This is a genomic window from Microbacterium sp. HD4P20 (assembly GCF_019449275.2).
Taxonomy (GTDB): Bacteria; Actinomycetota; Actinomycetes; order Actinomycetales; family Microbacteriaceae; genus Microbacterium.
This window is the reverse complement of the sequence record NZ_JAHZQZ020000008.1, coordinates 30,399-57,064: the sequence shown is the minus strand read 5'-3', so window position 1 is coordinate 57,064 and position 26,666 is coordinate 30,399. Positions and strand designations below refer to the sequence as shown.

The following is a 26,666-nucleotide window of genomic DNA, read 5'->3' as shown; positions in this document are numbered from 1 at the left end:
GCCTTCAGGGCCGGAGGTCCGCAGGCCGGGCGTGCGCCGGCCGCCCCGCGGGCGTGGCGCGCAGCATCCCTTCGGCCCATCGGGTGAGCTCAGCCGCCAGAGCGGCGGGCGCATCGAGCTGGATCAGATGACCGGCACCTTCGATCACCGCGAGCGACGCGTGCGGGATCGCCGCCTGCAGCCGGTGGGCACGATCGACCGGGATCCAGGTGTCGTCGGCGCCCCACACGATGTGGACCGGCTCATCGATCCGGCCGTAGTCCGGCTCCACCTCGCTCGTGAATCGCTCGTCCGCCTGCGCGATCTGGCGGTAGAAGGCCGCCCTCCCCTCATCACTCGTCCACGGCCGGACCAGCATGTCGAGGTCGTCGTCGCGCAGACCGCGGTGACTCGCTCCGCGCACATAGGCCTCGACGGCTCCCCGATGCACCGCGGCGGGCAGTTGCGCGAACACGTCGGCGTGCTGCTTCACCAGAGTGAAGAACGGCGATCCCCATGGAGCGAGGGCGACGACGTCGACCAGGCACAGCGACCTGTAGCGAGCGCCGTGAAGTAGCCGTGCGCGGAGAGCCACCGCCCCACCGAAGTCGTGGGCGATGACGTGCGGCCGTTCCAGGCCCCAGTGCTCGAGCAGATTGGCGAACAGCAGGCTCTGCGTCCCCAGATCGACATCGTGGTCCGGCTGCTTCGAGGATGCCCCGTACCCGGGCATGTCCCACAGGTAGACGGTGAACCGCGAGGCGAGCGCATCGGCGATCGGTCGCCAGAGCGCGGAGGACCAGGGCGTTCCGTGCAGCAGCACCAATGGCGGGCCGTCGCCCAGCCGATCCCACGCCACGGTGCGGCCGTTCCAGGTCATGGTCTGGGTCAGAGCGGGAATGGTCACACATCGATCGTCGCATCGATGAGGCGACCTCGGTCAGAGCAGCTGAGCGAAGGCCTCGGCATCCCGCGTCTTGCCGACCACCAGGATCGTGTCGCCGGCCCGCAGGACGGTGGTGGCGTCGGCGTTGTCCCACGCGTTCTCGCCGTGCTGGAAGGCCGCGACCGTGACGCCGTGAGCGCGGCGCAGCCCGGTCTCGCCCAGGGCGCGGTCCTGCACTGACGACGGGGCGGGCGCCTTGACCATGGCGTATCCGGGCGCGATCTCGATGAAATCCAGCGCGGCACCGCGGACGAGGTGCGCGACTCGACGACCCATGTCTTTCTCGGGGTAGATCACCTTGTGCACGCCCAGCTGTTCCAGGATGAGGCCGTGCTGGTCGTCGACAGCCTTGGCCCACAGCGCGGGAATTCCCATGCTGAGCAGCACGGAGCAGGTCAGGATCGACGCCGAGATGTCATCGCCGATCGCGACCACCACGCGGTCGAACTCGTCGACGGCGAGCTGCTCGAGGGCCTCGCGCTTGGTCGAGTCGGCGCGCACCACCTGCGTCAGCTCGCCGTTGAGGGACTGCACCAGGTCTTCGTCGCGGTCGATGCCGAGGACCTCGGTGCCGCCTGCCATCAGCTCGAGCGCGAGGGCCCGCCCGAACCTGCCCAGGCCGATGACGGCGACCGAGCCTGCCTCGGCGATGCGACGAGCGCGATCGGGTGCGCCGAAGTGGGGGAATCTAGCCAATTGCGGGCCTCTCTTTCGGGAGTTCGTAGAGGGCGCGGCGCTCGCGCAGTGCGATCGCCGAACCGAGAGTGAGAGGACCGAGCCGCCCGAGGAACATCATCACGATCAGGACGATCTGGGCGCTCTCGGGAAGATCCGCCGTGATGCCGGTCGACATCCCGACGGTGCCGAAGGCCGACACGGTTTCGAACAGCGCCCGATCAAGCCCTTCGCCGCTGAGCAGCATGATCGTGCCCGTGCCGGCGACGACGGCCGCGACTGCCACCAGCACCACGGTGATGGCCTGTCGGTGCACCGCTCGCGAGAGCCGCTTGCCGAAGATGTTGACGGCACCCTCGCCTCTCAGTTCGGTGAGCAGGATGAAGAACAGCACGGCGAAGGTCGTGACCTTGATGCCACCCGCCGTGCCGGCGGGCCCGCCGCCGATGAACATCAGGATGTCCATGCCCAGCCAGGTCTCGTCGTGCATGCCGGCGATGTCGACCGAGTTGAACCCGGCTGTCCGCGTCTGCACGGATTGGAAGAACCCGGCAAGCACCCGGACCCACGGGTCGTGACCGCCGAGCGTCGCAGGATTGCTCCACTCGATCACGGTGATGAACACCGCGCCCGCCACGAGGAGAACCGCGCTCCCCCACAGCACCAGTTTGGTGTTCATCGACCAGTGAAGCGGATGCCGCAGCTCTTTGCGCAGCTGCATGATGACGGGGAAGCCCAGGCCACCCAGGATGATGGCCGCGGCGATCGGCAGGCACACGAAGGGGTCCGAGACGAAGCCCATGAGGCTGTCGCTGTAGAGGGCGAATCCGGCGTTGTTGAACGACGAGACCGCGTGGAAGACAGCGTGCCAGGCGGACTCCCCCGGCGAGTACCCGTAGCCGAGCAGGAAACGCAGGAACAGCAGCACCGCGACGACACCCTCGACCAGCAGCGAAATCGCCACGATCCCGCGCACGAGACTTCGGACGTCGTCCAGGCCGAGCGCCTTCGCCTCGGCCGCCGCGTTCAGGCGCGACCTGACCGACATCTTGCGCGCCAGGATCAACCCGATCATCGAGGCGAAGATCATGATGCCCAGTCCGCCGAGCTGGATCATGACGAGGATCACGACGTGGCCGAAGCCCGTCCAGTAGACCGGCGTGTCGACGACCACGAGTCCGGTCACGCACACGGCGCTGGTCGCGGTGAACAGCGCCTCGACGAAGCTCGCGCCGCCGGGCCCGGCCTTCGCGAAGGGCAGCATCAGCAGCGCCGTGCCCACGGCGATCGCCACGGCGAATCCCGTCACGACCGCCTGGGCGGGGTGCAATCGCATCCGGCGCGCGCCGTGGCCGCGAGGCGAGAACGCGCTCGCCCGTCGACGCCTGCTGCGCACTCCGAATCCAGTCACCCCGAAACCGTAGTGCGCCGCCGGACGCGCGCCGTGGCGTCCTCACGATATCCATACGGCCCCGGCGAGAATCCTCGCAGCCGTCAGAGGGACTCGGCGATGTCTTTGATGGCGGCTAGGCGGCGGTCCCATTCGGCGCCGACGGCCTCGAGCCGGCGGGCGATCGACGACAGCTGTGCACCCACCACGCGGTAGCGCACCTCGCGGCCCACGCGCACCGGCTCGACCAGCCCGACCTCCTGCAGCACGGTGAGGTGCTTGGCGATGGCCTGGCGAGACACCGGCAGACGCCCGGCGAGAGCGGATGCCGAGGCATCCGTCTCGCCGAGCGCCTGCAGGATGCTCCACCGCGTGTCGTCGCCGAGCGCGGCGAACACGGGAACCAGGGTCTCGGCCACCGTTACCCCGCTTCGCCCTCGAGCAGGGCCACGAGCTTGTCGAGTTCGCCGTTCCAGCCCTTGCCGTGCTCGGCGAGGTTGAAGGCCGGGTCGGAGGTGCGCTCGAATCCGGTCTCGACCACGGTCAGCTCGGTGCCCTCGTCGGTCGCGACGAGCGTGAAGGTGAAGACGGTCGAGGTGGCGAGGTCGAGCTCTGCCGACACGGCGCCGCTGGCGTCGTCGTTGCCCCACCGGTACGAGATCGAATGCGGCTCGTCGACCGCCTCGATGCGGATCGGGATGCGGGGACCGTCGGTCCACGAGAGGGTTCCGGTCGCGCCGGGTCCGGCGCCGTCGAGCTCGAGGCGTCCGAACCAGCGCGAGACGTGCTCGGGCTCGGCGACGGCGGACCACACCTTGTCGAGCGGCGCGGCGATCGTGATCGTGCGCGTCACTGTGAACGCGTCGTCATCCACGACCGAGGGGGAATTGGTGGTCATGCTCATGATGGTGCTCCTTTCCACAGAACTATGCAACTCCAGAGTTGCATAGGGTTCACTGTATTGCAACCTTTGAATTGCACATTGCATCTCGGCTTGCGCCGGTACCACTGCTTGTGACTATTGTTTCTCGATAACTACTTACCGTTTATCGATAGGCAGATACATGCACCGCACCACGATCGTCGCTCTCAAGGCCCTCATCGGCATGTTGCTCGCGCTGCTGCTCGCCTGCCAGATCTTCGTGGTGCCGGCGGTCGCCGCCCAGTCGGCCGTGCGCTACTCCGAGATCGCATACTTCGAGATCCCCGGCACCGTGGTCGGCATCCTCTTCCTGCTGTGCGTGCAGGTGGTGCTGGTCTGTGTCTGGCGGCTGCTCTCGCTCGTCCGAGAAGACAGCATCTTCAGCGAGAGCGCGTTCCCCGATGTCGATGTCAGCCTGGGCGCGGTCGCGTTCGCCACGGTCCTCGTGCTCATCGCTCTCGTCGCTCTGAGCCTCACCGGGTTCATGACCCCGTCGATCACGCTGCTGCTTCTGCTCGGCGTCGTCGTCGGGGCCGGCCTGTCGCTGCTGATCGTCGTGCTGCGCGGGCTGCTGCGCAAGGCCTCGCAACTCGAGCACGACCTCTCGGAGGTGGTGTGATGCCGATCATCATCAACCTCGACGTCGAGCTGGCGAAGAAGAAGATGTCGGTCTCGGAGTTCGCCGCGGCGATCGACATCACCCCGGCGAACGTGTCGGTCCTCAAGAACGGCCGCGCCAAGGCGGTGCGCTTCACGACGCTGGACGCGATCTGTCGCGTGCTGGAGTGCCAGCCCGGCGACATCCTGCAGTGGGTCCCCGACGACCATCCGGCGGCGGTGGCCGCGAGGTTGGACGACGCATGAGCACCGACGCCCTCGTCCGCCCGAACCCGCGCTGGAGTGCCGACGCGCTCGCTCGGCTGGCCGACGCCGTCCGCTGCCCGGTGTGCGAACGCGGCGTCGTCGACGGCCAGCGATGCCGCACCTGCGGCGCCGACTTCCGTGAGATCGGCGCCGAGCTCTGGGACGCGTCCCAGGCCGCGGCCGACGCACTGCGCGCTCGCCAGTCGGTGCTCGACCGCGTGCCCGTGGTCTGGACCACCGCGCCGGCGGGGACGCGTTCGACCGGCGAGCTTCCTGCGACCGCCGCAGCGACGGCGGTCGCGGCATCCGCCCATCGCCCTCCCGCGCGCGCGGCGAACGCGCCCGCGGCCTCGGCCACCGTCCAGTCGGTGCTCGCCGTGGCGGGCGCCGGACTCGTCGCGATCGCCGCGGTCGTCTTCACGTTCTTCAACCCCGACCTCACCGACACGCTCGCCCGCACCCTCATCGTCGGCGGAATCGCCGCGGTGTTCGCGGCCGGCGCGGCGGTTCTCGCGCGGCGGCGTCTGACCTTCTCGGCCGAGTCCGTCGGAGCGCTGGGGGTGGTGTTCGCCGCACTCACCGTGACCTCGGCCCTCGGGCTGATGCCGGCCGGCTGGAACAGCTGGGTGGTCGCGGCGCTGGCGACCCTCGCCGCGGGAGGCGCACTCGTCACGTTCGGACTGCGCGTCGGCATTCGCGCGTGGGTATGGAGCGGAACCCTCGCGCTGTCGTTCGTGCCCGTGACACTGGCGCACGGGGCGGGCAGCACGGTGGCGACGATCGCGGGATGCCTCACCTCGGCCGCGGCAGCCAGCGCCCTCGTCTCCGCAGTGGGAGGTGTGAGCCTGGCCGGTGGCGGACGACTCACCGCGGAGCGCCTCTCGCTCACGGTGGCCCAGTTCGTCTTCGTCGGCGCCGCGCTGGCGAACGCCGCGGCACTGACGACCTCCGGACGTGAGGTGGCAACAGCAGATCCCGCGTTCGTGGCGATCGCGACCCTGCTCACGATCTCGGTGCTCGCGACGTTCTCGGCCGATCATCCCGCCGGCGGGCTGTGGTCGTTCGTCGCGGGTGGAGCGGCGGTCCTCGCGGCCACCGTGCTGCCGCTGACAGCGCCGCCCGCGCTGGCGTACGACGGCTGGTTCGCCGCCTTCCCGACGGCTGCCGGCATCGGCCTGCTCGCGGTCGGCGCGCTGCGACCGCTGCATCGTGTCGTACGACGCAGCATGCTCCTCGGAGGCGCCGTCACCGTCGTCGCATTCGTGGCGGTGATCCCGACGGCCACGGCCCTCCTGTCGCTCGCGGCGCTCGTGGCGGGCCGGGCGAACGGCCTCGCGCTGCTGACGGATGAGTCTGCCGCGGCGCTCACCACGGGGCTCGCCGTGCTGGCGATCTCACTCGGCGGGTTCGCGGCGCTCACCGCCGAACCGCCATCCGCGGGGCGCCGGCCGCACGAGCAGTACGCCGCCGGCGGGCGCGAGCTGACGGCATCCGTCGCACTGCCTCCCGCCGGACCGCTGCCGGGCACGGGCGATGCGCCGGAGCCGATCGCCACCCAGCCGCTGGGCACGCGGTGGCTCGGCCACCTCGGGGCGTGGTACGGCGTGCTGGCGTTCCTCACGGTGCTGTGCCTGCCGGGCCTCGAACTGTGGGCACGAATCGCGCTCGCGCTGTCGGCGGCGCTCGTGGCCGCCGCCGTCGTGGCCGCTCGGCTGCCCGCGGCCTCGGCCGCGACCCGCATGCCGCTCGTCGTCGGTGCACACGCCGCCGTCGCGCTGGCGACCGTGCTGTCGTGGCGCGACGACGACCTGACGATCTGGGCCGGTGCCGCGATCGTCGCGAGCCTCGCAGCGCTCGCGGTCACCATGCCCCGCGCCGCGCGGTTCGTGCACGTCGGGATCGGGTTCGCCTACGCCCTCATCGTGCTGGCGACCGCACTGGCCCGCACCGTGCTCGACCCCGTGGCGGTGCTCTGCCTCACCACGTGCGCGGCCGGGCTCGCCGCCATCGTCGCCACCTTCGCGCGGCGCGTCCCGGCCCGCGAGTGGCATGCGATGCTCGTGGTGACCGCGGTGCCGTTCGCGATCGGCGTCGTGCAGGTCCTCTTCGAGCGAAGCGGCTGGACCGCCCTGTCGACCGGGGTGACCTTCCTCCTCGCACTCACGCTCTCGACCACACGGCGCACCGGGCTCGGCACCGTCGTGCGCACCGTCGCGGCCGGCATCCTGGTGCCGGCGCTTTCGGTCGTGGTGGTGTGCCTGGGCGCGCAGCTGCTCGCGACGAGCGGATCGCCCGTGGTGCTTCCCGTGATCGCGATGATCGTCGCGACCGTGCTCGGTGCGGGGGGTCCCATCCGGGCGGCGCTGAAGCGGCGGGTGGCCGCGCGCGAGGCCCGTGCGGCGTCGCTGGCCATCGAGGCATCCGCCCTGCTCACCGCGGTGATCGCGGTCGCGCTGTCGCTCTGGCGGGATGCCGCGGGGCTGTCGACCGCCGTGATCGTGCTGGTGGTACTCGCGGTCGGCTTCGGCGCGAGCGCGCTCTTCGCGCGGCGCCGGTACGGCTGGTGGCTCGCCGGCGCGGCCATGACGGGCGCGCTGTGGTGCGTGTGGGGCATCACCGAGGTGACGGATCTCGAGCCGTACGTGCTGCCCCCCGCCTTGGGAGCCGCGCTCATCGGCGCGGTGCTCACGGCCCGTGGCCGCGCGGCGACCGGGCTGTACGGGGTCGGGCTGGCCCTCGCGGTGGTGCCCGTGCTGGTGCTGCTCGCGATCGCAGGCAGCGAGCAAGTCGGGATCGCGGACCCGGCCGGGATCGAGGGGTCACGCGTCGGCAGCGGATCCGGCTTCCCGACCGCTGCGGTGCGAGCGTATGCGCTGGTCGCGGCGGCATGGCTCTTGGTCGCCGGCGCGACCGTGATCGGCAGGGCCTCCTCGACGACGATGCGCCGACTTCGCCCACTGCGCGCGTCCACCCTCGGAATCGCGATCATCGCGGCCGCGGCGAGCGCCGTGCAGGGGGTGCGCTGGGGCGTCGGTGCCGACCCGGCACCGGCCGGCGAGGCGCCGCTCATCGTGGCTTGTGTCGCCTTCGGTCTGGTCGGCGCGGCGTCGGCGGCCGTGGCGGCACGGGGCCTGCACACGCAGGCGTCGGCGGGCACGTGGCGTGCTCGCACCCGGTGGCTCGGGGCACCGGCGGTCCTCTACGTCACCGTCGCGTCTTGGCCCGCGATCGCCCGCGACTGGTTCACGATCTGGACGATGTGGGGACTGCTGGTGGCCCTGCTCGGCTTCATGGTGTTCATCGCCGGGCGAGGGCTGCGGCATCCCACCGCCCTCCCGCCGGTGTGGTTCCTGTTCGCGGTCTCGTTCATCACGGCCGTCGTGGCGTGGAGCCCGCGCGACCTCCGCGTGGAGTGGTTCTCGCTGCCGCTCGGATTCTTCCTGCTGCTGGCCGGCGCGCTCGCGATGCGCGCTTCGTCACGCACCGAGACAGCGTCCGCCGAGACGGCGCCGGTCCAGGCGCCGCCCACGCTGGCGGACTGGCCGGCGCGGTGGCGAGGATCGTGGCCGCTCCTGGGCCCCGGGCTGATCGTCATGCTGAGCGCCTCGGTCGCGGCGACCTACACCGACCCCCGCACGTGGCGCGCGATCCTGGTGATGGTGATCGCCCTGGCGGCGATCCTCATCGGCGCGAACCGGCGGCTGGCCGCACCGTTCGTGCTGGGCATCGTGGTGCTGCCCGTCGAGAACGTGCTGGCCTTCGCGGTGCAGATCGGCCGGGGCATCGAGGCGATGCCGTGGTGGATCACCCTGTCGGTCATCGGCGCGGTGCTGCTCATCATCGCCGTCGGCTACGAACGTCGCACCGGTGACGACACCGGCCTCGCCGCCCGTCTGCGCGACCTGGCGTAGCCGCTCGGCAGCTGCGCACCGCGCCGTTCCCCGGACGCGCCACGGGCGCCGCGCTTCAGGCCTCGAGCGTGACGTCGACCTGGATCTCGCTCGCGAGGCGCTCGAGCTGGCCGGTGAGCTCCGCGAGATCGACGGATGCCGGCACCCGGGCGCGCACCGTCGCCTCGAACAGGCGGCCGCCGTACATCGCGGCATCCCGGGTCTGCGTGTTCATGCGATCGATGCTGACGCCGTGGGCGCCGAGCACCGCCGAGATCTCGCGGACGATGCCCGGGTGGTCGTTGCCGATCACCTGCAGCGTGAGCGGTCGCGGTCGAGACGCCGCAGGATCCCTGCCCGGCTCTTCGGCGGACGCCGCCCCCGGGTGGATCGTCACGTCGAGCAAGCCATCGAGCACCGACAGCGCTGCGCGCAACTCGTCGGCGCGCTCGGCAGAGACCGACACCTCGACGATCCCCGCGAACGCACCCGCAAGCTCGGCGAGCTGGCTGTTCTCCCAGTTGCCACCGTGATTGCCCACGATGTCGGCCACGGCCGCGACCAGCCCGGCGCGGTCATCGCCGACGAGAGTGAGCACGAGCGTCGTCATGCGAGACAGCGTACGCGAGGGGCGCCGGTCAGCCCTCGAGCTCGGCGAGCATGCTCGACATGCGGGCGATCTCGATGCGCTGGTCGGAGTCGAAGTGGCCCGCCAGCTGCGCGAGCTCGGGTTCCGCGCCGTCTTCGCTGCCGTACAGCTCGGCGATCATCACGAGCGCGCCCTCGTGATGGCGGATCATCGACCGCAGGAACAGCTCGTCGAACGCGACACCGTCGGCGGCTTCGAGTGCGGCCAGTTCGTCGTCGGTGAGCATGCCCGGCATCAGCGTGTGGGCGCCGTGCGGGGCATCCGGATCCGTCACCGGCTCGCCGCGCTGCTGCAGCCACGCCTCGAGCTGGCCCATCTCGTCCTGCTGGCTGACCTGCATGCGTTCCGCGAGAAGCCGGATGCTGTCGCTCGAGGCGCGCTCGCCGACGTAGTCGGTCATGACGAGGGCTTGCGCGTGATGGTGCAGCATGTCTCGCACGAAGGCGACGTCGGTCTCGGTGTGCGGCGAAGCGGTGGCCGCGAGCTGTTCCTCGGCCGACATGGTGCGGTTGCCTTCGCCGGGCGCACCCAGCTGCACGACCGGCGCCGTGGACGTCGGGCGCGGCGGCTCCTCGGTCGCCGCGCAGGCCGCGAGCGTCAGTGCGACGGCCGCGAGCACGGCGGCGGCGTGCACAACGCTCAGCCGGCGAACCGCTGCGACCACAGAACGCCCCTCCGACACCGTTGGCGGGTACTGATGTGCCCTCGTCTGATCCTAGCCACGGACCCCTCCGACCCGATAGATTCACCACCATCGGCCTCCCGCCTCTTGTTCAGCAAGAGGCCGCGCCCCCGCACGATGTCGTGCGCCGTCGCCCCACGGGAGGCTCGGATCCACGCAGTGAGAAGGGGCACGTTCGATGAAGATCACCCGTCCATCCCCCCGCTGGCGCAGACGCACACTCGCCGGGGCAGCAGCATTCCTGCTCGGAGCGTCGCTGCTGACCGCCACGGCGGCCGCCGCCGACGACGACCCCCGCGAGGGCCTCGACCCCGGATACCTCGACGCCGAGATCGCCGCGAACAATATCGAGCTGCTCTCGAGCACGCCGCGCGTCGCGCCGTTCGACGCGAATCCCGGCAACTTCGGGTTCGTCAACTCCGACCTCGCCTTCACCGGCGACCACGCCATCGTCGGCAACTTCAACGGCTTCCAGGTGTACGACGTGACGGATGCCGCGACCCCGACGCTGCGGAGCTCGTTCGTGTGCCCCGGTGGCCAGGGCGACGTCTCGGTGTACGGCGACCTGCTGTTCATGTCGGTCGAAGAGTCGCGCGGCCGGATCGACTGCGGCACGCAGGGCGCGCCCGGCCAGGTGAACCCCGAGCGGTTCCGCGGCGTGCGCATCTTCGATATCAGCGACATCGACAATCCCGTGCAGCTGCCGGGCGTGCAGACCTGCCGCGGCTCGCACACGCACACGCTGGTCACCGACCCGGATGACCCAGGCAACGTCTACATCTACAACTCGGGCACGTCGAATGTGCGCTCCGGTGCCGAACTGGCCGGATGCGAGCACGCCGCGCTCACGGCCGATCCGGTCACCACGGGCGACCCGACGCAGTGGCGCATCGACGTCATCCAGGTGCCGCTCGCGGCGCCCGAGACGGCGGCGATCGTGAGTCAGCCGAGGATCTTCAGCGATCCGGCGAGCGGCGCATACAACGGCCTGCAGAACACGATGCCGGGCGCGCAGCACCCGTCGGGCACGAACTACGGTCCCCTGCCCAACACCAACACGTGCCACGACATCACGGCCTACCCCGAGATCGGCCTCGCCGCCGGCGCATGCCAGGGCAACGGCATCCTGCTCGACATCTCCGACCCGGCCAGTCCGGTGCGCCTCGATGCCGTGTCGGACCCGAACTTCTCGTACTGGCACTCGGCGACGTTCAACAATGACGGCACCAAGGTGATCTTCACGGACGAGTGGGGCGGCGGCACGTCGGCGCGCTGCCGCGACACCGACCGACCGGAGTGGGGCGCCGACGCGCTCTTCGACATCGTCGACGGAAAGCTGCAGTTCGCCAGCTACTTCAAGCTGCCGGCCGTGCAGACGGTGCAGGAGAACTGCGTCGCCCACAACGGGTCGATCGTGCCGGTGCCCGGCCGCGACATCATGGTGCAGGCCTGGTACCAGGGCGGCGTCTCGGTGATCGACTTCACCGACACGGCGAACCCGGTCGAGATCGCGTACCTCGACCGAGGCCCGGTCGACTTCCCGAACCCGGCCGGCCTCAACCTTGCCGGTTACTGGTCGACGTACTGGTACAACGGTCACATCCTCGGCAGCGAGATCGCGCGCGGCTTCGACACCCTGGGCCTCACCGAGAGCCCGATGATGTCGGCCAACGAGATCATCGCAGCGGGAGAGATCCGGCTCGACGAGTTCAACGCCCAGCTGCAGACGAGGCTCGACCACGCGCCGAGCTTCGCCGTGGCGCGGTCGTACGTCGATCAGGCCGAGCGCGCGGGCACGCTCAGCGGCAGGGCGCTGGAGCAGGTACGCAAGCACATCGACAAGGCCGAACACCTGGCGGGCACCGGCGCCGCGGATCGCGCGGTCGTCGCCCAGCTCGACAGCGCCATCCGCAAATCGGGTGCGCCGGCCGACTCCGACCTCGTGGCAGCCCTCACGGCCCTCGCGGGGACGCACGGCTGACACCCACGGTTCCAGCGCGACGCTGCCCGGTGACCTCGGTCGCCGGGCAGCGCCGTCTCTGACCCGGGAAGGTGTGGCGAACGGATGCCGGAGCCTGGCGGGTCAGCGGGGAGTGAGCTCGTCGGTCACCGGGAACGCCAGGCGGAAGCGCTCGAGCGCGCCGCCGACCGCGGAAGCGGCACCGAAGTCGTCGGCCACGACGGTGACGCCCCGCGGGCTGACCTCGGCGATGCGAACGACGCGCTGCGAGCCGTCGGTGAGCCGCAGGGTCCAGCGGTCGGCGAGATACCCGATGCCGAGCTCGTCCAGCAGCTCTTCGGCGGCCAGCCAGTCGATCGGCGCACGCCGCCCGTCGGCGCCGAGCGGCGTGCGCTCCTGTCCGAGCAGGTCACGCACGCGGAATCCTTCGCCGTCGGGCACGATCCATCCGACGACCTCGCCGTCGGCGCGGCGGCGTTCGATCCAGTCAGCAGGAGCCACGGCTACCGAGCCTAGCCGCGGCATCCCGCTATGATCCCTCCAACGACCAGCGCTTGGGGTGCGCGGTCCTGACGGTAGGAAATGCATGGCCGCATCGCGCTCGTCTTCATCCCGGCGCGCCGTGCTGCGACGCCGGCGGATCTTCGCGGGCGCGGCTGCGATCGTGCTGCTCGGCGTCGTCGGCACGCTCACGGCCCTCGCACTGATGCCGCGGGGGACGGATGCCACGCCCGCCGGCGCCGGCACGCCCGAGGCCGTCACCACACCGACCCCGGCGCCCACGCCGCTGACGCCGGAGGAGCAGCTGCTCGCCGCGACCGACGACCCGGCTGCGTGCGCGGTGAGCTTCGTCGGCGACGGTGTCGCCGATCCGCCCATGCTGCAGACTCAGGGTGCCCTGTACGCGGGCCTGCCGATCCCGGCGCGGGAAGGCCTCGTCTTCGCCGGCTGGTACGCGACCCCCGAGGACGCCGCGGCGTTCGCCATCCCGGGCAGGGTCAACGGCTCGGAGCCCGTCGCGTGCGTCGACCAGCGCGTCACGCTGCACGGCAGCTGGATGAGCCCTGAGCAGAACGCGGCCGAGGATGCCCGCATCCCGATCCTCATGTACCACCAGTTCACCGAGAGGCCGGAGGGTCTCGCGCCCGACCACCCGGAGCACTGGCTCAAGGGCAATTACGCCTACATCGGCGACTTCGACGCCCACCTGAATCACATCGCGACCACCGGCTTCTACCTGCCGACGTGGGACGAGCTGTCGGCGTTCATCGACGGTCGGCTGTTCCTGCCGAACCACTCCGTCATCGTCACGGACGACGACGCCCATCAGACATGGCTCGACATGGCGGTCCCCGTCGTCGACAAGCACAAGGTGCTGACGACATCCTTCGTGATCACGGCCTACCGGCAGGACCCGGCGCCGTCGCCGTACGTGCTGCAGCGCTCGCACACTCACGACATGCATCAGGCCGGCGCGAACGGCGACGGACGGATCGTCAACTGGTCGGTGCCCGAGATCGTCGCCGACATGGAGGCGTCGGCCGCCGTGCTGGGTGCCAAGGAGGTGATGGCGTATCCGTTCGGTCATCACAACGAGACCGCGAAGGAGGGTCTGCGCCAGGCCGGCTGGGAGATGGCCCGCACGATCGAGCCCGGCTACGTCACGATCGGCACCGACAAGCTCGCGCTGCCCACGATCCGCATCAACTACGGCATGGGCCTGGACGCACTCATCAACCTCATCGGCTGACGCCCCACCCTCGCCGCACGCGTGGGTCCGCCCCGTCGCCCCACCCCGTCGAGTACGCACGTTCTCGGCGAGAACGCACGCCCTCGACGGCAACCACGTAGCGATTCGGCGAGACCGTACGTTCTCGACGAGGAGAAGGAGGGAGGAGGAGGGAGGACGAGGAGAAGGAGGAGGAGGGGGGCGGAGGGGGGCGGATGCCGCGGGCCGCGGCATCCGGAATCTACAGCTCGCCGGGGGCCGTAGCCTGCGCGTCGAGCTCCTCGATGAACCGGCGGGCGGGCGTGGGCTCGGTGCCGGGCTTGCGGGGCGCGTACACGACGAGTGAGTGGAACACGAAGCGCACGAAGAACGCCACGATCAGGGTCAGCGCCGTCGCGACGACGGCGGAGAAGTGCCATGACTCGACCATGAGCGCGATGATCGGGATGCGCACGAGCGCCTCGGCGTTGTTGAAGCCGAACGACTTCGCAAAGCGCAGCCAGCCGCTCGCGGCGGAGTGGCGCATGTCGTGGAAGACGAACCGCTCCTGCAGCAGGAAGTTGCCGATGATCGTCGCCTCGGCCGCGACGATCGCTGCGACGATGTAGCCGACGCCGAGCTGTGTGAGCGCCCACACGATGGCGACGTTCGCGATCGCGCCGAGCCCGCCGATGACGGCGAACAGCGACATCTTGCCGAAGCGCAGCGCCGTCAGCTGCGTGAGGAAGTGCATGCCCTGCCGCACCGACGCCTTCGACTCGCCGGCGTGACGATCGGCGAAGTCGAACGGCACCTCGGCGACGCGGAGCGCGCGGCGCGCGAGGATCTCGAGCAGGATCTTGAACCCTCGGGGCCGCAGCAGCGCCTGGTCGACGGCGCGGCGGTCGATCAGGAAGAACCCGGTCATCGGGTCGCTGACGTCTTTGAGCCTGATCGGGAACATCGCCCGCGTCACCGACGTCGACACCTTCGACACCAGCACGCGCGTACGATCAGCCAGGCCGTGCGAGGTGCCGCCGCCGCCATAGCGCGAGCCGACGACGACGTCGACGTCGCCCCGCGAGAACCGCTCCCACAGCTCGGGGATCTTCTCGGGCGGATGCTGCAGGTCGCCGTCGATGACGAGGCATGCGTCCGCTCGGGCCGCGGTGAATCCCTCGAGCACTGCGCCGCCGAGGCCACCCGTCGTCTCGGTGCGGTGGATGAGGCGGATGGGAACGGAAGAGGATGCCGCGACCTCGCGGACCACATCGGGCGTGGCATCCGTGCTGTCGTCCACGAAGATGATCTCGGCCTCGATCGCCGGCCGCACCTCTCCCAGGGCCGCAACGATGCGCCGAACGAGCTCCGCGACGTTGGGAGCCTCGTTGTAGGTGGGGACGATGATCGACAGCTGCACTGCCGCCCATCTTCCCACGTACGCATGACAGCGACATGACGTCGGGTGCGACGCATCGCTCTCGGAGCCTGCCCAGGATTCTCGGGTGAGGATGGAGGGATGACTTCCCCCTCGACGATCACGATGTTCGGCGCCGACTGGTGCCGCGACTGCATCCGCACCAAGCGCCAGCTCGACGGCCTCGGAGTCTCGTACACCTATGTGGATCTCGTCGCCGACCCCGCCGCGGCGGATGTCGCGCGAGACATCTCGGGGCGCACCAACATCCCCGTCGTGGTGTACCCGGATGCCTCGCACCACGTGGAACCCTCGAACGCGGACGTCGAGTCCAAGCTCCGCGAGCTCTCGCTCATCTGAGTCACCGAACGCCAGGGCGTTTCGTCTCGCTTCGCTCGCTCGACGACCCGTCGTTGAGCGAGCGAGGAACGAGCGACACGAAACGGCCCGAGCTCGTGAACGACACTGATGATTCGGCATCCGTCCTCGTTAGGCTGAGGCCGTGAGCGAAGGCGTCGAACGCAACACCCGGGCGATCGAGGGCACGGTCGTCACCGACTTCGCCGATCGCATGACCTACGGCGGATACCTGGACCTCGGCACCCTGCTCTCGGCCCAGCGTCCGCTGAGCGATCCCGAGCACCACGACGAGCTGTTGTTCATCGTGCAGCACCAGACCACGGAGCTGTGGCTCAAGCTCGTGCTGCACGAGCTGGCCGCCGCGTGCCGGCTCCTGCGTGAGGATCAGCTCGCGCCGGCGCTGAAGTGCATTGCCCGGGTCAAGCACATCCAGAAGACCCTGACCGAGCAGTGGTCGGTGCTGGCCACGCTCACGCCCGCCGAGTACGGCCAGTTCCGCGGGGTTCTCGGCCACGCCAGCGGGTTCCAGTCCGCCCAGTACCGCGCCGTCGAGTTCACCCTCGGCAACAAGAACGCCGCCATGCTGCGAGTGTTCGAGTCGGAACCCGCGTCGCTCGAGCTCGTCCGGGCGGCACTGGAGGCGCCGAGCCTCTACGACGAGTTCTTGCGCATGCTCGCGCGCTCGGGGTATCCGATCCCGGCGGAGGTGATCGAGCGCGATGTCACCCAGGCCTGGACGTACCGCCCCGAGCTGGTGCCCGTCTTCGTCGCGATCTACGCCGATCCGCAGACGCACTGGGCCGCGTACGAGACGTGCGAAGAGCTGGTCGACCTCGAGGACGACTTCCAACTGTGGCGCTTCCGGCACCTCAAGACGGTCGAGCGCATCATCGGGCACAAGACCGGGACCGGCGGGTCGAGCGGTGCTTCCTTCCTGCAGCGAGCCCTCGAGCTGACGTTCTTCCCCGAGCTGTACGCGGTGCGGACGGAGTTGTGATGGGCGACCCGCGTCCGTCGCGCAGTGCCAAGCGCGCCTCCACCCACGCCCTGCAGGCGCTGCTCGGAGAGCGGGCGGCGCTGTGCCGCCGGGCGATCACCGGCGAGCACGGCGTCTCGCTGCCACCGCTCATCGACCATCACGTGCACCTGCACCTCATCGACGCGGGCCTGCTCGCGCGGGGCGGGATCGCGGGCGTCGTCGACCTCGGCGGCGATCCGATCGCACTCGCGCGCCGCGAGCACGACGGCATTCCGCGGGTGGCATACGCCGGCGCGTTCCTCACGGCGGTCGGGGGTTACCCCGTCGGGCGCACGTGGGCGCCACCGCCAATCGCCCGCGAGATCAGCGATCCGTCGACCCACCCAGGCGTGCACGGCGGGGCGGCGACCGCGGTCGACGAGCAGGCCTCGTTCGGGGCATCCGTCGTCAAGGTCTCGTTGAACGCGACCGCAGGACCGGTGCTGGACCGCGCGACCCTCGACGCCGTGGTCGCCAGCGCGCGGGAACGGCGCCTGCCGGTCGTCGCGCATGTGGAGGGCGACGGGATGCTGCAGCTCGCCCTCGACGCCGGCGTCGACGTGCTCGCGCACACGCCGTTCACCGAGCACGTTGGACGGCGGCTCACGGCCCGGGCCGTCGCCGCGGGGCAGCGGTGGATCTCGACGCTCGCCATCCATGACGGCCACGCCGACGAATCCGCCCGGGCGCGGGTCAACCTCGCCGGCTTCGCGGCCGCGGGCGGTCGGGTGCTGTACGGCACCGACCTGGGCAACGGCGACCTGCCGGTGGGCGTGAATCCGGCCGAAGTCGCAGCGCTCGACGGCGCGGGCGTGCGCGGCGCGGCGCTCATCGAGGCGATGGCCGCGCCGTGGCCCGGGGCAGAGGAGATCTCGGGCGTCTCGACCTTCGTGCCGGGCACGCCGCCGGCGAGCCTCGACGACGTGCCCGCGTGGATCGCCGCGGCCACTGTCGTTCCCAGCGAGGAACTCATCCATGACGAGAACTGAACCGGCCGGGGGCGTGGACGGCCCCGTGATCACGCGGCTGCAGGCCGAGGCATCCGCCCTCGATGACGCCGACCCCTTGCGCCGGCACCGCGACGCGTTCGTCGGCGCCGAGACCGCCCTGGTGTACTTCGACGGCAACTCGCTCGGCAGGCCGCTGCGAGCGAGCGTCGACCGCCTCACCGCGTTCGCGCGCGACCAGTGGGGCGGCCGGCTGATCCGCGGGTGGGGCCCCGCGCCCGGAGGCTCCGCACAGCGCACCAGCGATGAGCGGAGGGGGCGTGGGGAGGACGAATCCTGGATGCAGCTGCCCTTCGAGATCGGCGACGCCATCGGCCGCGCGGCGATCGGCGCCGCCGCCGGGCAGACGGTCGTCGGCGATTCGACGACGGTGCTGTTGTACAAGCTCGTGCGGGCCGCGTTCGACGCCGCCGTCGCGGGCGACGCTGCTCGGGTCGAGATCGTCGTCGACCGCGACAACTTCCCAACCGACCGGTACATCGTCGAGGGCATCGCCGCCGAGCGCGGCGGGCGGGTGCGGTGGGTCGACGTCGACGTGACATCCGGCGTGACGGCCGAGCTGCTGCGCGAGGCGGTGGGGCCGCAGACGGCGGTCGTGCTGCTGTCGCACGTCGCGTACCGGTCGGGATTCCTGGCGGATGCTCCGACGCTCACCCGCATCGCGCACGATGCCGGGGCCTTCATCGTGTGGGACCTGTGCCACTCGGCCGGCTCGGTGCCCGTCGAGGCCGACGCGTGGGACTTCGATCTGGCCGTCGGCTGCACGTACAAGTACCTCAACGGCGGGCCCGGCTCGCCGGCGTTCGCGTACGTCGCGTCGCGGCTTCAGGATCGCTTGGTGCAGCCGATCCCAGGATGGATGGGCGCTGCCAACGTGTTCGCGATGGGGCCGTCGTACGCTCCCGCGGCCGGCATGCGCCGCTTCCTGTCGGGCACGCCCCCGATCGTGGGCATGCTGGCGATGCAAGACACGCTGGCGCTGATCGAAGAGGTCGGAATCGAGGCGATCCGCACCAAGTCGATCGCGCTCACCGACTTCGCCGTGCGCTTGGCCGACGATCTGCTCGCGCCCCACGGCGTGACGATCGCGTCGCCGCGGGATGCCGCGGCACGGGGCGGGCACGTGACGCTGTCGCATGCCGCGATGCGCCGAGTGACGGCGCGACTGTGGGCGCAGGATGTGATCCCGGACTACCGCGACCCCGGCGGGCTGCGGATCGGCCTCTCGCCGCTGTCGACCTCTTTCGCCGAGACGCTCGACGGGCTGCTGGCCGTCGAGGCCGCCGTGCGCGCCGAGGCCTGACCGGCGTTCGCTCGGCGCCGGCCCGCACCGCCGCGCCCCTCCCGTTCCGTGGCGTGGCCCCCGGCCCCTCCCGTCCCGTGGCGTGGCCCCCGGCCCCTCCCGGGCACACAACATCGGATCCGCAGGTGCGGACCCCGAGCTCAACACGCCGACATCGGATGCCGCCACCCGGCGTGTCGCTCTGGCCGTCCGCACCTGCGGATCCGCGGCTACGGACGCACGGGGCCGGGCCCCTCCCGTCCTGTGGCGTGGGCCCCAGCCCGCCCCGGGCACACAACATCGGATCCGCAGGTGCGGATCCCGAGCGCAACACGCCGACACCGGATGCCACCACCCGGCGTGTCGCTCTTGAGGTCCGCACCTGCGGATCCGCGGCTGCGGACGCACGGAGCCAGGCCGCGAGTCGGCGCTGACCTACACTGACGCGCATGAGCAATGAAGCTCCGGCGGCACCCGAGGCCGCGGCATCCGTTTCCCCCGGCCGCCTGACGCGTGGCACGATCGCCCGCTACGCGACCGGCTCGCTCGGCACCGGCGGGTTCGCGACGCTGCCTGGGCTCGTGCTGACCTACTACCTCACCGATTCTCTCGGCGTCGCAGCTCTCGCGGCCGGCGCGGTGATCACGTTCGCGAAGCTGTGGGACGTCGTCATCGACCCAGTGATCGGTGCGCTCACCGACCGCGACCTCGCCCGTCGCGGCAGCCGTCGACGACTCATGCTGATCGGGGCATGTGCACTGCCGCTGTTCTTCGCGTTGACGTTCGCCGTGCCGCCCGCGCTCGGACCGGTGGTCGGCGCGGTCTGGGTGCTCATCGCCTTCACGCTCACCGCGACCGCGTTCAGCCTCTTCCAGGTGCCCTACATCGCGCTTCCCGCCGAGCTCACTCCGCGCTACGACGAACGCACGCGCCTGCTCACGTGGCGGGTGGTCGTGCTGACGCTCGCGATCCTGCTGTTCGGCGCCGGGGGACCAGCCCTGCGCGGCGCCGCCGATGACCCGGCCGCCGGGTATCTCGTGATGGGGATCGTGGCCGGAGCCGTGATCGGCATCGGGATGCTGGTGGCCACGACGGTCGCGCGGCGCACGCGAGCCCGGCACACCGTCGCCGGTTCGCACGTTGAGCCGGGGCCTACGAACTCGGCTCCGCGCCGCAGCATCCGGGAGAACTATGCCTCCGGCATCCGGGCGCTGCGGCGCAGCCGTGCATTCCGGATGCTGCTCGCCACGTTCGTGCTGCAGGCGCTGGCGACGGGGCTCATGCTGGCCGGCGCGCAGTACGTCGCGACGTGGGTGCTGCGCTCCGAGGACGCGGTCGAGGTGCTGTTCGTTGCGCTCATCGCGCCGGCCCTGGTCGCGGCACCCGCGTGGGGCATGGTCGCGCGCCGCATCGGCAAGGAGCGCGCCTTCGCGATAGCCAGTGTCGTGTTCGCCCTCGCCGCACTGTCGATCCTCGGCATGCTGTGGGCACCCGGCGCATGGATCTACGTTCCGGTCGGCGTGGCCGGCATCGCCTACGCGGGCATGCAGTCGCTGCCGATGGCCATGCTCCCCGACGTCATATCGCACGACGAGCGCACCGCATCCGAGGCGGACGGAGGCCGGCCGGGCGGCGCCGGCGCGTTCAGCGGCGTCTGGACTGCGGGCGAAACCGTCGGCTTCGCGCTCGGCGCGACGGTACTGTCGATCATCCTCGCCGCCACGGGGTACGTCTCGTCCGTGGCGGGTCAGGTGGTGGAGCAGCCGGATGCCGCAGTCACCGGCATCGTCCTCAGCTTCAGTCTCGTTCCGGCCCTGCTCATCGCCCTGAGCCTCCTGACGCTTGTGCGCTACCCGCTCCGCCGGCGCGACGTCGATCCGGGTTGAGACCGCCGCGGATCGACCCGGTCGCCGCCGGCCGCCGGACCCGCGTGAGATCGGGTCGCCGCCCGGCTGCCCCGGCCGGCGGCATCCCGAATCAATCCACCGGACACAACATCGGATCCGCAGGAGCGGACATGGCCGACGACACGCCGGGAGCCGTGCGTTCGTGCCGGCGTGTCGAGTCGTGGGTCCGCACCTGCGGATCCGATTCTGCAGGTGCGGGTCCGCACCTGCGGATCCGATTCTGTGGTGCGGGTCGGATGAGCCTGCCCGATCCGGCCTGACACCGGGTCGCGGCATCCTTGGGACCGCGTCCGCTCCGCGTCGTAGACTGAGGCTCCCGCCCGAAGGAGAGCGCCCGTGCCCAAGGCCGTCGCCACGCCCGACCCGACGTCCGGCGCGAAGCCCGCCCGCGCACCGAAACCCGTCGCCACGCTGCCCGACGCGACCACAGCCGCGCTCGACGAGGCGCTCGTCCAGCTCGAGGCCGGCGCCCGATCCTGGCCGCACCTCACGCTCGACCAACGCGCACGCCTGTTCGACCGACTGCACGTGACGACGGCGGCCGTGGCCGAGGAGTGGGCCGACGTCGCCGCCACGAGCAAGGACCTCGAGCAGGGACACCCGCTTCGTGGCGAGGAATGGCTGTCAGGGCCCTACGCCGCCATCGTCGCCCTCGACGCCTACCGCGCGACGCTGCGCACGCTCGCGCGCGGCGGCAATCCCCTCGACGGGGTGAAGACGGATGCCGCGCCCGGCGATCGCGTCCGCGCCCACGTGTTCCCGGCGAGCCCCGTCGACGGCGTCATCCTGTCGGGATACACCGGCGAGATGTGGTTCCGGCCGGGTGTCTCGCTCGACGAGATCCGTCGCGGTGCCGGATTGGGTCAGCTCACCCCCACCGAGTCGGGCGGCATCGGACTGGTGCTCGGCGCCGGCAACGTCACATCGATCCCCGTGCTCGACGTGCTCTACGAACTGCTCGCGCACAACCGTGTCGTGCTGCTCAAGGTGAACCCGACGCAGGACGCCCTCGTGCCGGTGTTCGAGCGGGCCCTCGCGCCGCTCATCGAGCCGGGGTACCTGCGCATCGTGCGCGGCGGCGGCGAGGTCGGTGCCCACTTGGCGAATCACCCCCGCATCGCCCACGTGCACATCACGGGCGCCGCTCCCACGTTCGACGCGATCGTGTGGGGCACCGGCGCCCAGGCGACCCGGCGCAAGCGCGAGAACCGCCCCGTCTTGAAGAAACCGATCACGGCCGAGCTCGGCGGCGTCTCGCCGATCATCGTCGTGCCGGGCCGATGGAGCGATGCCGACCTGCGCTACCAGGCCGAGCACGTCGTCACGATGCGGCTGTACAACTCCGGCCACAACTGCATCGCGGGCCAGGTCGTGATCCTCAGCTCGGACTGGCCGCAGCGCGACGCGTTCCTGGCCGAAGTGCGACGGGCGTACGAGGCCGCGCCCCGGCGTTCGGTCTGGTACCCCCGGGGCGACGAGAAGCTGGCGGTCGCGGCATCCGATTATCCGGATGCCGCACGATGCGCCGACGGAACGCGCCTGCTCGTCGAGACCGGCCCCGACGACGCGGGCGCGATCGAGAGCACCGAGTACTTCGCGCCGGTGCTGGGTGTGGTGTCGCTGCCCGGCAGCGGTCAGGAGTTCCTCGACCGTGCGGTCGAGCACGCGAACGACGCGCTCGCGGGCACGCTGGGGGCGAACGTGCTGATCGACCCCGAGACGCAGGGCGCGCTCGGCGACGCCTTCGAGCGGGCCATGGAGCGGTTGCGGTACGGCACGATCTCGATCAACTCGTGGACGGCGTTCGGCTTCCTCACCCCGGCGCTCGCGTGGGGCGGCTTTCCCGGTGCGACGACGCAGGACGTGCAGAGCGGGATCGGCATCGTGCACAACGCCCTGCTTCTCGATCACGTCGAACGGTCGGTCACGCGCGGGCCGTTCCGCCCCTTCCCGCGCTCGCTCGCGCCGCGCGCGCTCAGGGCCTCGGGCGGGCGCGCGTTCTCGATGCTGCCCAAGCCGCCGTGGTTCGTGACCTCACGCACTGGCACCGAGGTGAGTGCCGGGTTCACGCGCTTGCGCATCGACGGGAACTACGCCGCGTTCGCGCCCGTGCTGCTGAAGGCCTTCCGCGCGTGAGGCCGCTCCGCCGGCGGGGCGGGCCGGCCGCGCTGGAGGCGGACTACATCGTCGTCGGCGCCGGGTCGTCGGGTGCAGCCCTGGCCGCGCGGCTGAGCGAGGATCCGGCGGTCTCGGTGCTGCTGCTCGAGGCGGGCCCGCCCGACACCGCCCTCGAGTTGCACGTGCCGGCGGCGTTCAAGAAGCTCTTCCGCAGCGCCTACGACTGGAACTACGACACCGTCCCGCAGCCGGCGCTGGAGGGACGCACGGTCTACTGGCCGCGCGGCAAGACGCTGGGCGGGTCGTCGTCGCTGAACGCCATGATGTGGGTACGCGGCTTCGCCGCCGACTACGACGAGTGGGCGGATGCCGTGGACCCCGCCTGGTCGTGGCGGTCACTGGTCCCCTACTTCCGCCGGGTGGAGCGTACCGAGCCCGCGAAGGGCGGGGCCGCGGCGGACGGCTCGGCGGAGCCGACCCATGGTATCGACGGCGCGCAGGCGGTGCAGCATCAGCGGGATCCTCGGCCCCAGACGGCGGCCTTCCTCGCGGCGGCGGCCGAGCTGGGGCATCCGGTCACCGTGGCGAATCTGCCCGAGGCCCAGGGCTTCTCGCAGACGATGGTGTCGCAGTTGCGCGGCGCCCGCGCGTCGACGGCCGATGCGTACCTGCGTCCCGCGCGGCGGCGCCGCAACTTGCGCATCGTCACCGGCGCCCACGTGCGCCGGGTGACGTTCACGGCTGATCGCGCCTCGGTGGGCGCCCCGCGGCGCGCGACCGGGGTCCACGTCGACATCGCGGGCGTGACGCGGCATGCGACCGCGCGGCGCGAGGTGATCCTGTGCGGCGGCGCCATCAACACACCGCAGCTGCTCATGCTCAGCGGCATCGGACCGGCGGGACACCTGGCCGAGCACGGCATCCCGGTCATCGTCGACGCGCCCGGCGTCGGGTCGAACCTGCAGGATCACCTCGTCGCCGGACTCGCGCCGGCCGCGCGCGGCGGCACCTTGTTCACGGCCGAGAGCCGCGGGCAGCTCGCCCGCTATCTGGGCGGACGGCGCGGGATGCTGACCTCGAACGTCGCCGAAGCGTACGGGTTCGTGCGCACCGCTGTGGCCGATCGCGCGGGAATGCCCGCGGGTCTGCCCGACGTCGAGATCATCTTCGCGCCCGCGCCGTACGTCGGCGAAGGGCTTGTGCCGCTGCCGGGCGAGGGCCTCACGGTGGGAGCAATCCTGCTGCGGCCCCGCAGCCGGGGTACGATCCGTCTGGCGTCGGCCGACCCCTACGCGAAGCCGCTGATCGATCCGGCGTACCTCTCGGATCCCGACGGCATCGACGCCGCCACGATGACGGCCGGCCTCGCGGAGTGCGAGCGCCTGATCGCGAGCGACGCGCTCGGGGCGGTGACGACCGGCGGCTGGATCCAGCCCGAGGGCGGCGAGCGCATGACCCCTGAGGAGCGAGCCGAGCTGTCGCTGCGCCGCTACTCGCATACGCTCTACCACCCCGTGGGGACGGCCCGGATGGGCGCGGAGCCGGATGCCGTGGTCGACGCTGCGCTGCGAGTGCACGGGGTTACGGGGCTGCGTGTGGCCGACGCATCCGTCATGCCCACCCTGATCCGCGGTCACACCAATGCACCCGCGATCGTGATCGGCGAGGTCGCCGCCGACCTCATCCGCCGAGCCTGAACCCCGAGCCGGAGCCCCGAGCCGTGGAGCCCGAGCCGGAGCCCAGAGCCGGAGGCCCGGCCGACCCGAAGGCGCCGTCGACCCCGACACCCCACCTCAGGTGTCACAACACGCGGAATCGCGAAACGGATGCCGTGTGTCGCGCCCCCTGAACCCCGAGCCTCGAGGGCGGGCGGGCACCTGCGGCTCCGCCCGGCGCGAACCCGCGGCTCCGCCCGGCGGGGATCTGCGCCCCGGGCGGCGGAATCAGCCCGAATCCGCCGCCCATCGCCCAACGCTCCGCCGGGCGGAGCACCGGAAAATGCCGCTCGCCCGTCGCGAACAGCAGCGAGAAGCTGCGGTCGCGACGGGCGAGCGGCAGAAGGAGACCCTGGGGTCAGCGACCGGTGCGGCGGTTGCCACCGTTGGGGCGGACGACCGACCCGACCATCAGCTTGCCGGTGCCACCACCGGCGGCGCGACGCCCCGGGGTGCGCGGGTTGCCGGTGGCCGGCTGCGCGGAACGGGTGTGACCCGCGCTCTGGTCGGAGCGCTGGTGCCCGCCCTGCACGCGGTCGGTGCTCTGCGTGCGATCGGCGCCCTGACCGCGACCGCGGCCCTGGCCCTGGCCCGCTCCACGGCCCTCGCCGCGTCCGGCACCCTGGCCCTGACCGCCACGAGCAGCACGCTTGCGCTGGGCGTTGGCGCCCTGGCTCGAACCTCCGCCGCGGACCTGCGTGTGCACCGGCTCGGGCTTGACGTACGCGGCGACCTCGCCGACGAGGCCGGCGACCTCGCGCGAGTCGACGGTGACGGCCACGGGTGTCACCTTGATCGCCGCCTTGCGCAGCAGCTGCGCGACGTCCTTCTCCTGACCGTGGGTCACGAGCGTGACGACGGCACCCTCCGCCCCCGCGCGGGCCGTGCGGCCCGAGCGGTGCAGGTACGCCTTGTGCTCGGTGGGCGGGTCGACGTGGATGACGAGCTCGACATCGTCGACGTGCACACCGCGCGCCGCGACATCCGTCGCCACGAGCACGCGAGCGGTGCCGGCCGAGAACGCCGCGAGGTTGCGGTCGCGCTGCGGCTGCGAGAGGTTGCCGTGCAGGTCGACCGCGGGAATGCCCTGCGAGGTCAGCTGCTTGGCAAGCTTCTTGGCGTGGTGCTTGGTGCGCATGAACAGGATGCGGCGGCCCTTGCCCGAGGCGAGCGCCTTGACGACATCCTTCTTGGTCTCGGCATCCATCGTGAAGACGTGGTGCGTCATGGCGGCGACGGGCGAGTTGGCCTCGTCGACGGAGTGGAGCACCTCGTTCTGCAGGAAGCGGTTCACGAGCTTGTCCACGCCGTTGTCGAGCGTCGCGCTGAACAGCAGGCGCTGTCCGCCCGAGGGCGTGGCGTTCAGGATGCGGGTGACACCAGGCAGGAAGCCGAGGTCGGCCATGTGGTCGGCCTCGTCGATGACGGTGATCTCGACCGCGTCCAGGTGCACGTAGCCCTGCTTCATCAGGTCTTCGAGGCGACCGGGGCAGGCGACGATGATATCGACGCCGGCGTTCAGTGCCTGCACCTGGCGGGTCTGGTTGACGCCGCCGAAGATCGTGGTCGTGGTCATGCCGTAAGCCTTGGCGAGCGGTGCGAGCACCGCGTCGATCTGCGTGGCGAGTTCGCGGGTCGGCGCGAGGACGAGGCCGAGCGGGCGGCCCTTGCGGCGGTTGCCGCCGGCCAGCTTGGTGCCCAGGCGCGCGGCCATCGGGATCGAGAAGGCGAGGGTCTTGCCCGAGCCGGTCTTGCCGCGTCCGAGGACGTCGCGGCCGGCGAGGGTGTCGGGGAGCGTGTCGATCTGAATCGGGAACGCGGTGGTCTTGCCGTCGGCAGCGAGCGCATCGACGAGGGGCTGAGGCACGCCGAGCGCGCCGAAAGTGACATCAGTCATGAAGGGTGTTCTCCGGGCACATTGATGCCCTGTCGGTGTCCGGGGCGGATTTCGCCCACGGCTCGCCGTACGAAAGTCATCACCGGCATCGCACTTCGATGAGAAGGCGGCGGCGGGAGGGGAAGCGTTCTACGACGCAAGAAGCGCAAAGAGCGCTGCAAGTCCTCTTACCCTACCAGTGGCTGCCTGGGCGTTCGTCCGCATCCCACCGACACCCACGCCGAATCGCGCGAAAACACCAGTCCGTCACAACGACGCGCCGGTGACGGATGCCTGAGCG

Annotated in this window: 22 protein-coding genes; 12 read left to right on the top strand and 10 right to left on the bottom strand. The window is 71.1% G+C overall.

Annotation, left to right across the window (positions count from 1 at the left end; genetic code table 11):
• Window positions 1-4 precede the first annotated feature (4 nt).
• The 5 genes from K0817_RS02035 to K0817_RS02015 all read right to left on the bottom strand — a co-directional run bounded on the left by K0817_RS02035 (window position 5) and on the right by K0817_RS02015 (window position 3,894).
• A complete protein-coding gene (locus tag K0817_RS02035; RefSeq protein ID WP_219979701.1) occupies window positions 5-886 on the bottom strand; it encodes an alpha/beta fold hydrolase in 882 nt (293 codons plus the stop codon).
• 33 nt (window positions 887-919) lie between these two features.
• Window positions 920-1,621 (bottom strand): TrkA family potassium uptake protein, encoded by a 702-nt coding sequence (locus K0817_RS02030; protein ID WP_219979700.1) that lies wholly within the window; start codon window positions 1,619-1,621, stop codon window positions 920-922.
• Window positions 1,614-2,936: a TrkH family potassium uptake protein gene (locus K0817_RS02025; RefSeq protein WP_219979900.1), complete on the bottom strand. Its 1,323-nt coding sequence runs from the start codon at window positions 2,934-2,936 to the stop codon at window positions 1,614-1,616. The genes K0817_RS02030 and K0817_RS02025 overlap by 8 nt, the downstream gene beginning before the upstream one ends.
• 158 nt (window positions 2,937-3,094) lie before the next feature.
• Window positions 3,095-3,409: a metalloregulator ArsR/SmtB family transcription factor gene (locus tag K0817_RS02020; RefSeq protein ID WP_253735121.1), complete on the bottom strand. Its 315-nt coding sequence runs from the start codon at window positions 3,407-3,409 to the stop codon at window positions 3,095-3,097.
• 2 nt (window positions 3,410-3,411) lie between these two features.
• The gene (locus K0817_RS02015) at window positions 3,412-3,894 is read right to left on the bottom strand and encodes an SRPBCC domain-containing protein (protein WP_219979699.1); all 483 of its coding nucleotides are present in this window, start codon (window positions 3,892-3,894) and stop codon (window positions 3,412-3,414) included.
• Window positions 3,895-4,054: 160 nt separating this feature from the next.
• On the opposite strand from K0817_RS02015, the gene K0817_RS02010 reads away from it, so the two are divergent.
• The 3 genes from K0817_RS02010 to K0817_RS02000 are packed head-to-tail and all read left to right on the top strand — an operon-like array spanning window position 4,055 to window position 8,687.
• Window positions 4,055-4,531, top strand: coding sequence for a DUF2975 domain-containing protein (locus tag K0817_RS02010; RefSeq protein ID WP_219979698.1), 477 nt, complete (start codon window positions 4,055-4,057; stop codon window positions 4,529-4,531).
• Window positions 4,531-4,776, top strand: a complete 246-nt coding sequence (locus K0817_RS02005) for a helix-turn-helix transcriptional regulator (RefSeq protein WP_219979697.1) — start codon at window positions 4,531-4,533, stop codon at window positions 4,774-4,776. Before K0817_RS02010 ends, K0817_RS02005 begins: the two co-directional genes overlap by 1 nt.
• Window positions 4,773-8,687 carry an SCO7613 C-terminal domain-containing membrane protein gene (locus K0817_RS02000; protein WP_219979696.1) on the top strand — a complete coding sequence of 1,305 codons (3,915 nt, stop codon included), beginning with the start codon at window positions 4,773-4,775 and terminating at the stop codon, window positions 8,685-8,687. The genes K0817_RS02005 and K0817_RS02000 overlap by 4 nt, the downstream gene beginning before the upstream one ends.
• A gap of 55 nt (window positions 8,688-8,742) precedes the next feature.
• Here K0817_RS02000 and K0817_RS01995 read toward each other — a convergent pair whose 3' ends face one another.
• Complete coding sequence (locus K0817_RS01995; RefSeq protein ID WP_219979695.1) at window positions 8,743-9,276, bottom strand: glycine cleavage system protein R; 534 nt, start codon at window positions 9,274-9,276, stop codon at window positions 8,743-8,745.
• 28 nt (window positions 9,277-9,304) lie between these two features.
• Window positions 9,305-9,979 carry a DUF305 domain-containing protein gene (locus K0817_RS01990; RefSeq protein WP_219979694.1) on the bottom strand — a complete coding sequence of 225 codons (675 nt, stop codon included), beginning with the start codon at window positions 9,977-9,979 and terminating at the stop codon, window positions 9,305-9,307.
• Between the two features lie 196 nt (window positions 9,980-10,175).
• On the opposite strand from K0817_RS01990, the gene K0817_RS01985 reads away from it, so the two are divergent.
• A complete protein-coding gene (locus tag K0817_RS01985) occupies window positions 10,176-11,978 on the top strand; it encodes an LVIVD repeat-containing protein (protein WP_219979693.1) in 1,803 nt (600 codons plus the stop codon).
• A gap of 102 nt (window positions 11,979-12,080) precedes the next feature.
• On the opposite strand, the gene K0817_RS01980 is transcribed toward K0817_RS01985, so the two are convergent.
• The gene (locus K0817_RS01980; RefSeq protein WP_219979692.1) at window positions 12,081-12,458 is read right to left on the bottom strand and encodes a hypothetical protein; all 378 of its coding nucleotides are present in this window, start codon (window positions 12,456-12,458) and stop codon (window positions 12,081-12,083) included.
• Window positions 12,459-12,543: 85 nt separating this feature from the next.
• On the opposite strand from K0817_RS01980, the gene K0817_RS01975 reads away from it, so the two are divergent.
• Window positions 12,544-13,707: a xylanase gene (locus K0817_RS01975; protein ID WP_253735120.1), complete on the top strand. Its 1,164-nt coding sequence runs from the start codon at window positions 12,544-12,546 to the stop codon at window positions 13,705-13,707.
• A 220-nt stretch (window positions 13,708-13,927) separates the two neighbouring features.
• Here K0817_RS01975 and K0817_RS01970 read toward each other — a convergent pair whose 3' ends face one another.
• Window positions 13,928-15,085 carry a glycosyltransferase family 2 protein gene (locus tag K0817_RS01970; RefSeq protein ID WP_219979691.1) on the bottom strand — a complete coding sequence of 386 codons (1,158 nt, stop codon included), beginning with the start codon at window positions 15,083-15,085 and terminating at the stop codon, window positions 13,928-13,930.
• Between the two features lie 99 nt (window positions 15,086-15,184).
• On the opposite strand from K0817_RS01970, the gene K0817_RS01965 reads away from it, so the two are divergent.
• The 7 genes from K0817_RS01965 to K0817_RS01935 all read left to right on the top strand — a co-directional run bounded on the left by K0817_RS01965 (window position 15,185) and on the right by K0817_RS01935 (window position 24,471).
• The gene (locus K0817_RS01965) at window positions 15,185-15,442 is read left to right on the top strand and encodes a glutaredoxin family protein (RefSeq protein WP_219979690.1); all 258 of its coding nucleotides are present in this window, start codon (window positions 15,185-15,187) and stop codon (window positions 15,440-15,442) included.
• Window positions 15,443-15,584: 142 nt separating this feature from the next.
• Window positions 15,585-16,439, top strand: a complete 855-nt coding sequence (kynA, locus tag K0817_RS01960) for a tryptophan 2,3-dioxygenase (protein ID WP_219979689.1) — start codon at window positions 15,585-15,587, stop codon at window positions 16,437-16,439.
• The gene (locus K0817_RS01955; RefSeq protein WP_219979688.1) at window positions 16,439-17,449 is read left to right on the top strand and encodes a hypothetical protein; all 1,011 of its coding nucleotides are present in this window, start codon (window positions 16,439-16,441) and stop codon (window positions 17,447-17,449) included. Before kynA ends, K0817_RS01955 begins: the two co-directional genes overlap by 1 nt.
• Window positions 17,436-18,770, top strand: a complete 1,335-nt coding sequence (locus K0817_RS01950) for a kynureninase (RefSeq protein ID WP_219979687.1) — start codon at window positions 17,436-17,438, stop codon at window positions 18,768-18,770. Before K0817_RS01955 ends, K0817_RS01950 begins: the two co-directional genes overlap by 14 nt.
• A gap of 428 nt (window positions 18,771-19,198) precedes the next feature.
• Window positions 19,199-20,635: an MFS transporter gene (locus tag K0817_RS01945; RefSeq protein WP_219979686.1), complete on the top strand. Its 1,437-nt coding sequence runs from the start codon at window positions 19,199-19,201 to the stop codon at window positions 20,633-20,635.
• Window positions 20,636-20,992: 357 nt separating this feature from the next.
• Window positions 20,993-22,792, top strand: a complete 1,800-nt coding sequence (locus K0817_RS01940; protein ID WP_219979685.1) for an aldehyde dehydrogenase family protein — start codon at window positions 20,993-20,995, stop codon at window positions 22,790-22,792.
• On the top strand, window positions 22,789-24,471 hold the full coding sequence (locus tag K0817_RS01935; protein ID WP_219979684.1) for a GMC family oxidoreductase N-terminal domain-containing protein: 1,683 nt from the start codon (window positions 22,789-22,791) through the stop codon (window positions 24,469-24,471). The genes K0817_RS01940 and K0817_RS01935 overlap by 4 nt, the downstream gene beginning before the upstream one ends.
• Window positions 24,472-24,847: 376 nt before the next feature.
• On the opposite strand, the gene K0817_RS01930 is transcribed toward K0817_RS01935, so the two are convergent.
• Window positions 24,848-26,386 (bottom strand): DEAD/DEAH box helicase, encoded by a 1,539-nt coding sequence (locus K0817_RS01930; RefSeq protein WP_219979683.1) that lies wholly within the window; start codon window positions 26,384-26,386, stop codon window positions 24,848-24,850.
• Window positions 26,387-26,666 lie beyond the last annotated feature (280 nt).

What these genes read in the sequence shown, in the direction of transcription:
- K0817_RS02025 (WP_219979900.1), bottom strand. Translation starts at nt 2,936, where the DNA reads ATGCGATTGCACCCCGCCCAGGCGGTCGTGACGGGATTCGCCGTGGCG.
- K0817_RS02015 (WP_219979699.1), bottom strand. Translation starts at nt 3,894, where the DNA reads ATGAGCATGACCACCAATTCCCCCTCGGTCGTGGATGACGACGCGTTC.
- K0817_RS02010 (WP_219979698.1), top strand. Translation starts at nt 4,055, where the DNA reads ATGCACCGCACCACGATCGTCGCTCTCAAGGCCCTCATCGGCATGTTG.
- K0817_RS02005 (WP_219979697.1), top strand. Translation starts at nt 4,531, where the DNA reads ATGCCGATCATCATCAACCTCGACGTCGAGCTGGCGAAGAAGAAGATG.
- K0817_RS02000 (WP_219979696.1), top strand. Translation starts at nt 4,773, where the DNA reads ATGAGCACCGACGCCCTCGTCCGCCCGAACCCGCGCTGGAGTGCCGAC.
- K0817_RS01995 (WP_219979695.1), bottom strand. Translation starts at nt 9,276, where the DNA reads ATGACGACGCTCGTGCTCACTCTCGTCGGCGATGACCGCGCCGGGCTG.
- K0817_RS01985 (WP_219979693.1), top strand. Translation starts at nt 10,176, where the DNA reads ATGAAGATCACCCGTCCATCCCCCCGCTGGCGCAGACGCACACTCGCC.
- K0817_RS01975 (WP_253735120.1), top strand. Translation starts at nt 12,544, where the DNA reads ATGGCCGCATCGCGCTCGTCTTCATCCCGGCGCGCCGTGCTGCGACGC.
- K0817_RS01965 (WP_219979690.1), top strand. Translation starts at nt 15,185, where the DNA reads ATGACTTCCCCCTCGACGATCACGATGTTCGGCGCCGACTGGTGCCGC.
- K0817_RS01955 (WP_219979688.1), top strand. Translation starts at nt 16,439, where the DNA reads ATGGGCGACCCGCGTCCGTCGCGCAGTGCCAAGCGCGCCTCCACCCAC.
- K0817_RS01950 (WP_219979687.1), top strand. Translation starts at nt 17,436, where the DNA reads ATGACGAGAACTGAACCGGCCGGGGGCGTGGACGGCCCCGTGATCACG.
- K0817_RS01945 (WP_219979686.1), top strand. Translation starts at nt 19,199, where the DNA reads ATGAGCAATGAAGCTCCGGCGGCACCCGAGGCCGCGGCATCCGTTTCC.
- K0817_RS01930 (WP_219979683.1), bottom strand. Translation starts at nt 26,386, where the DNA reads ATGACTGATGTCACTTTCGGCGCGCTCGGCGTGCCTCAGCCCCTCGTC.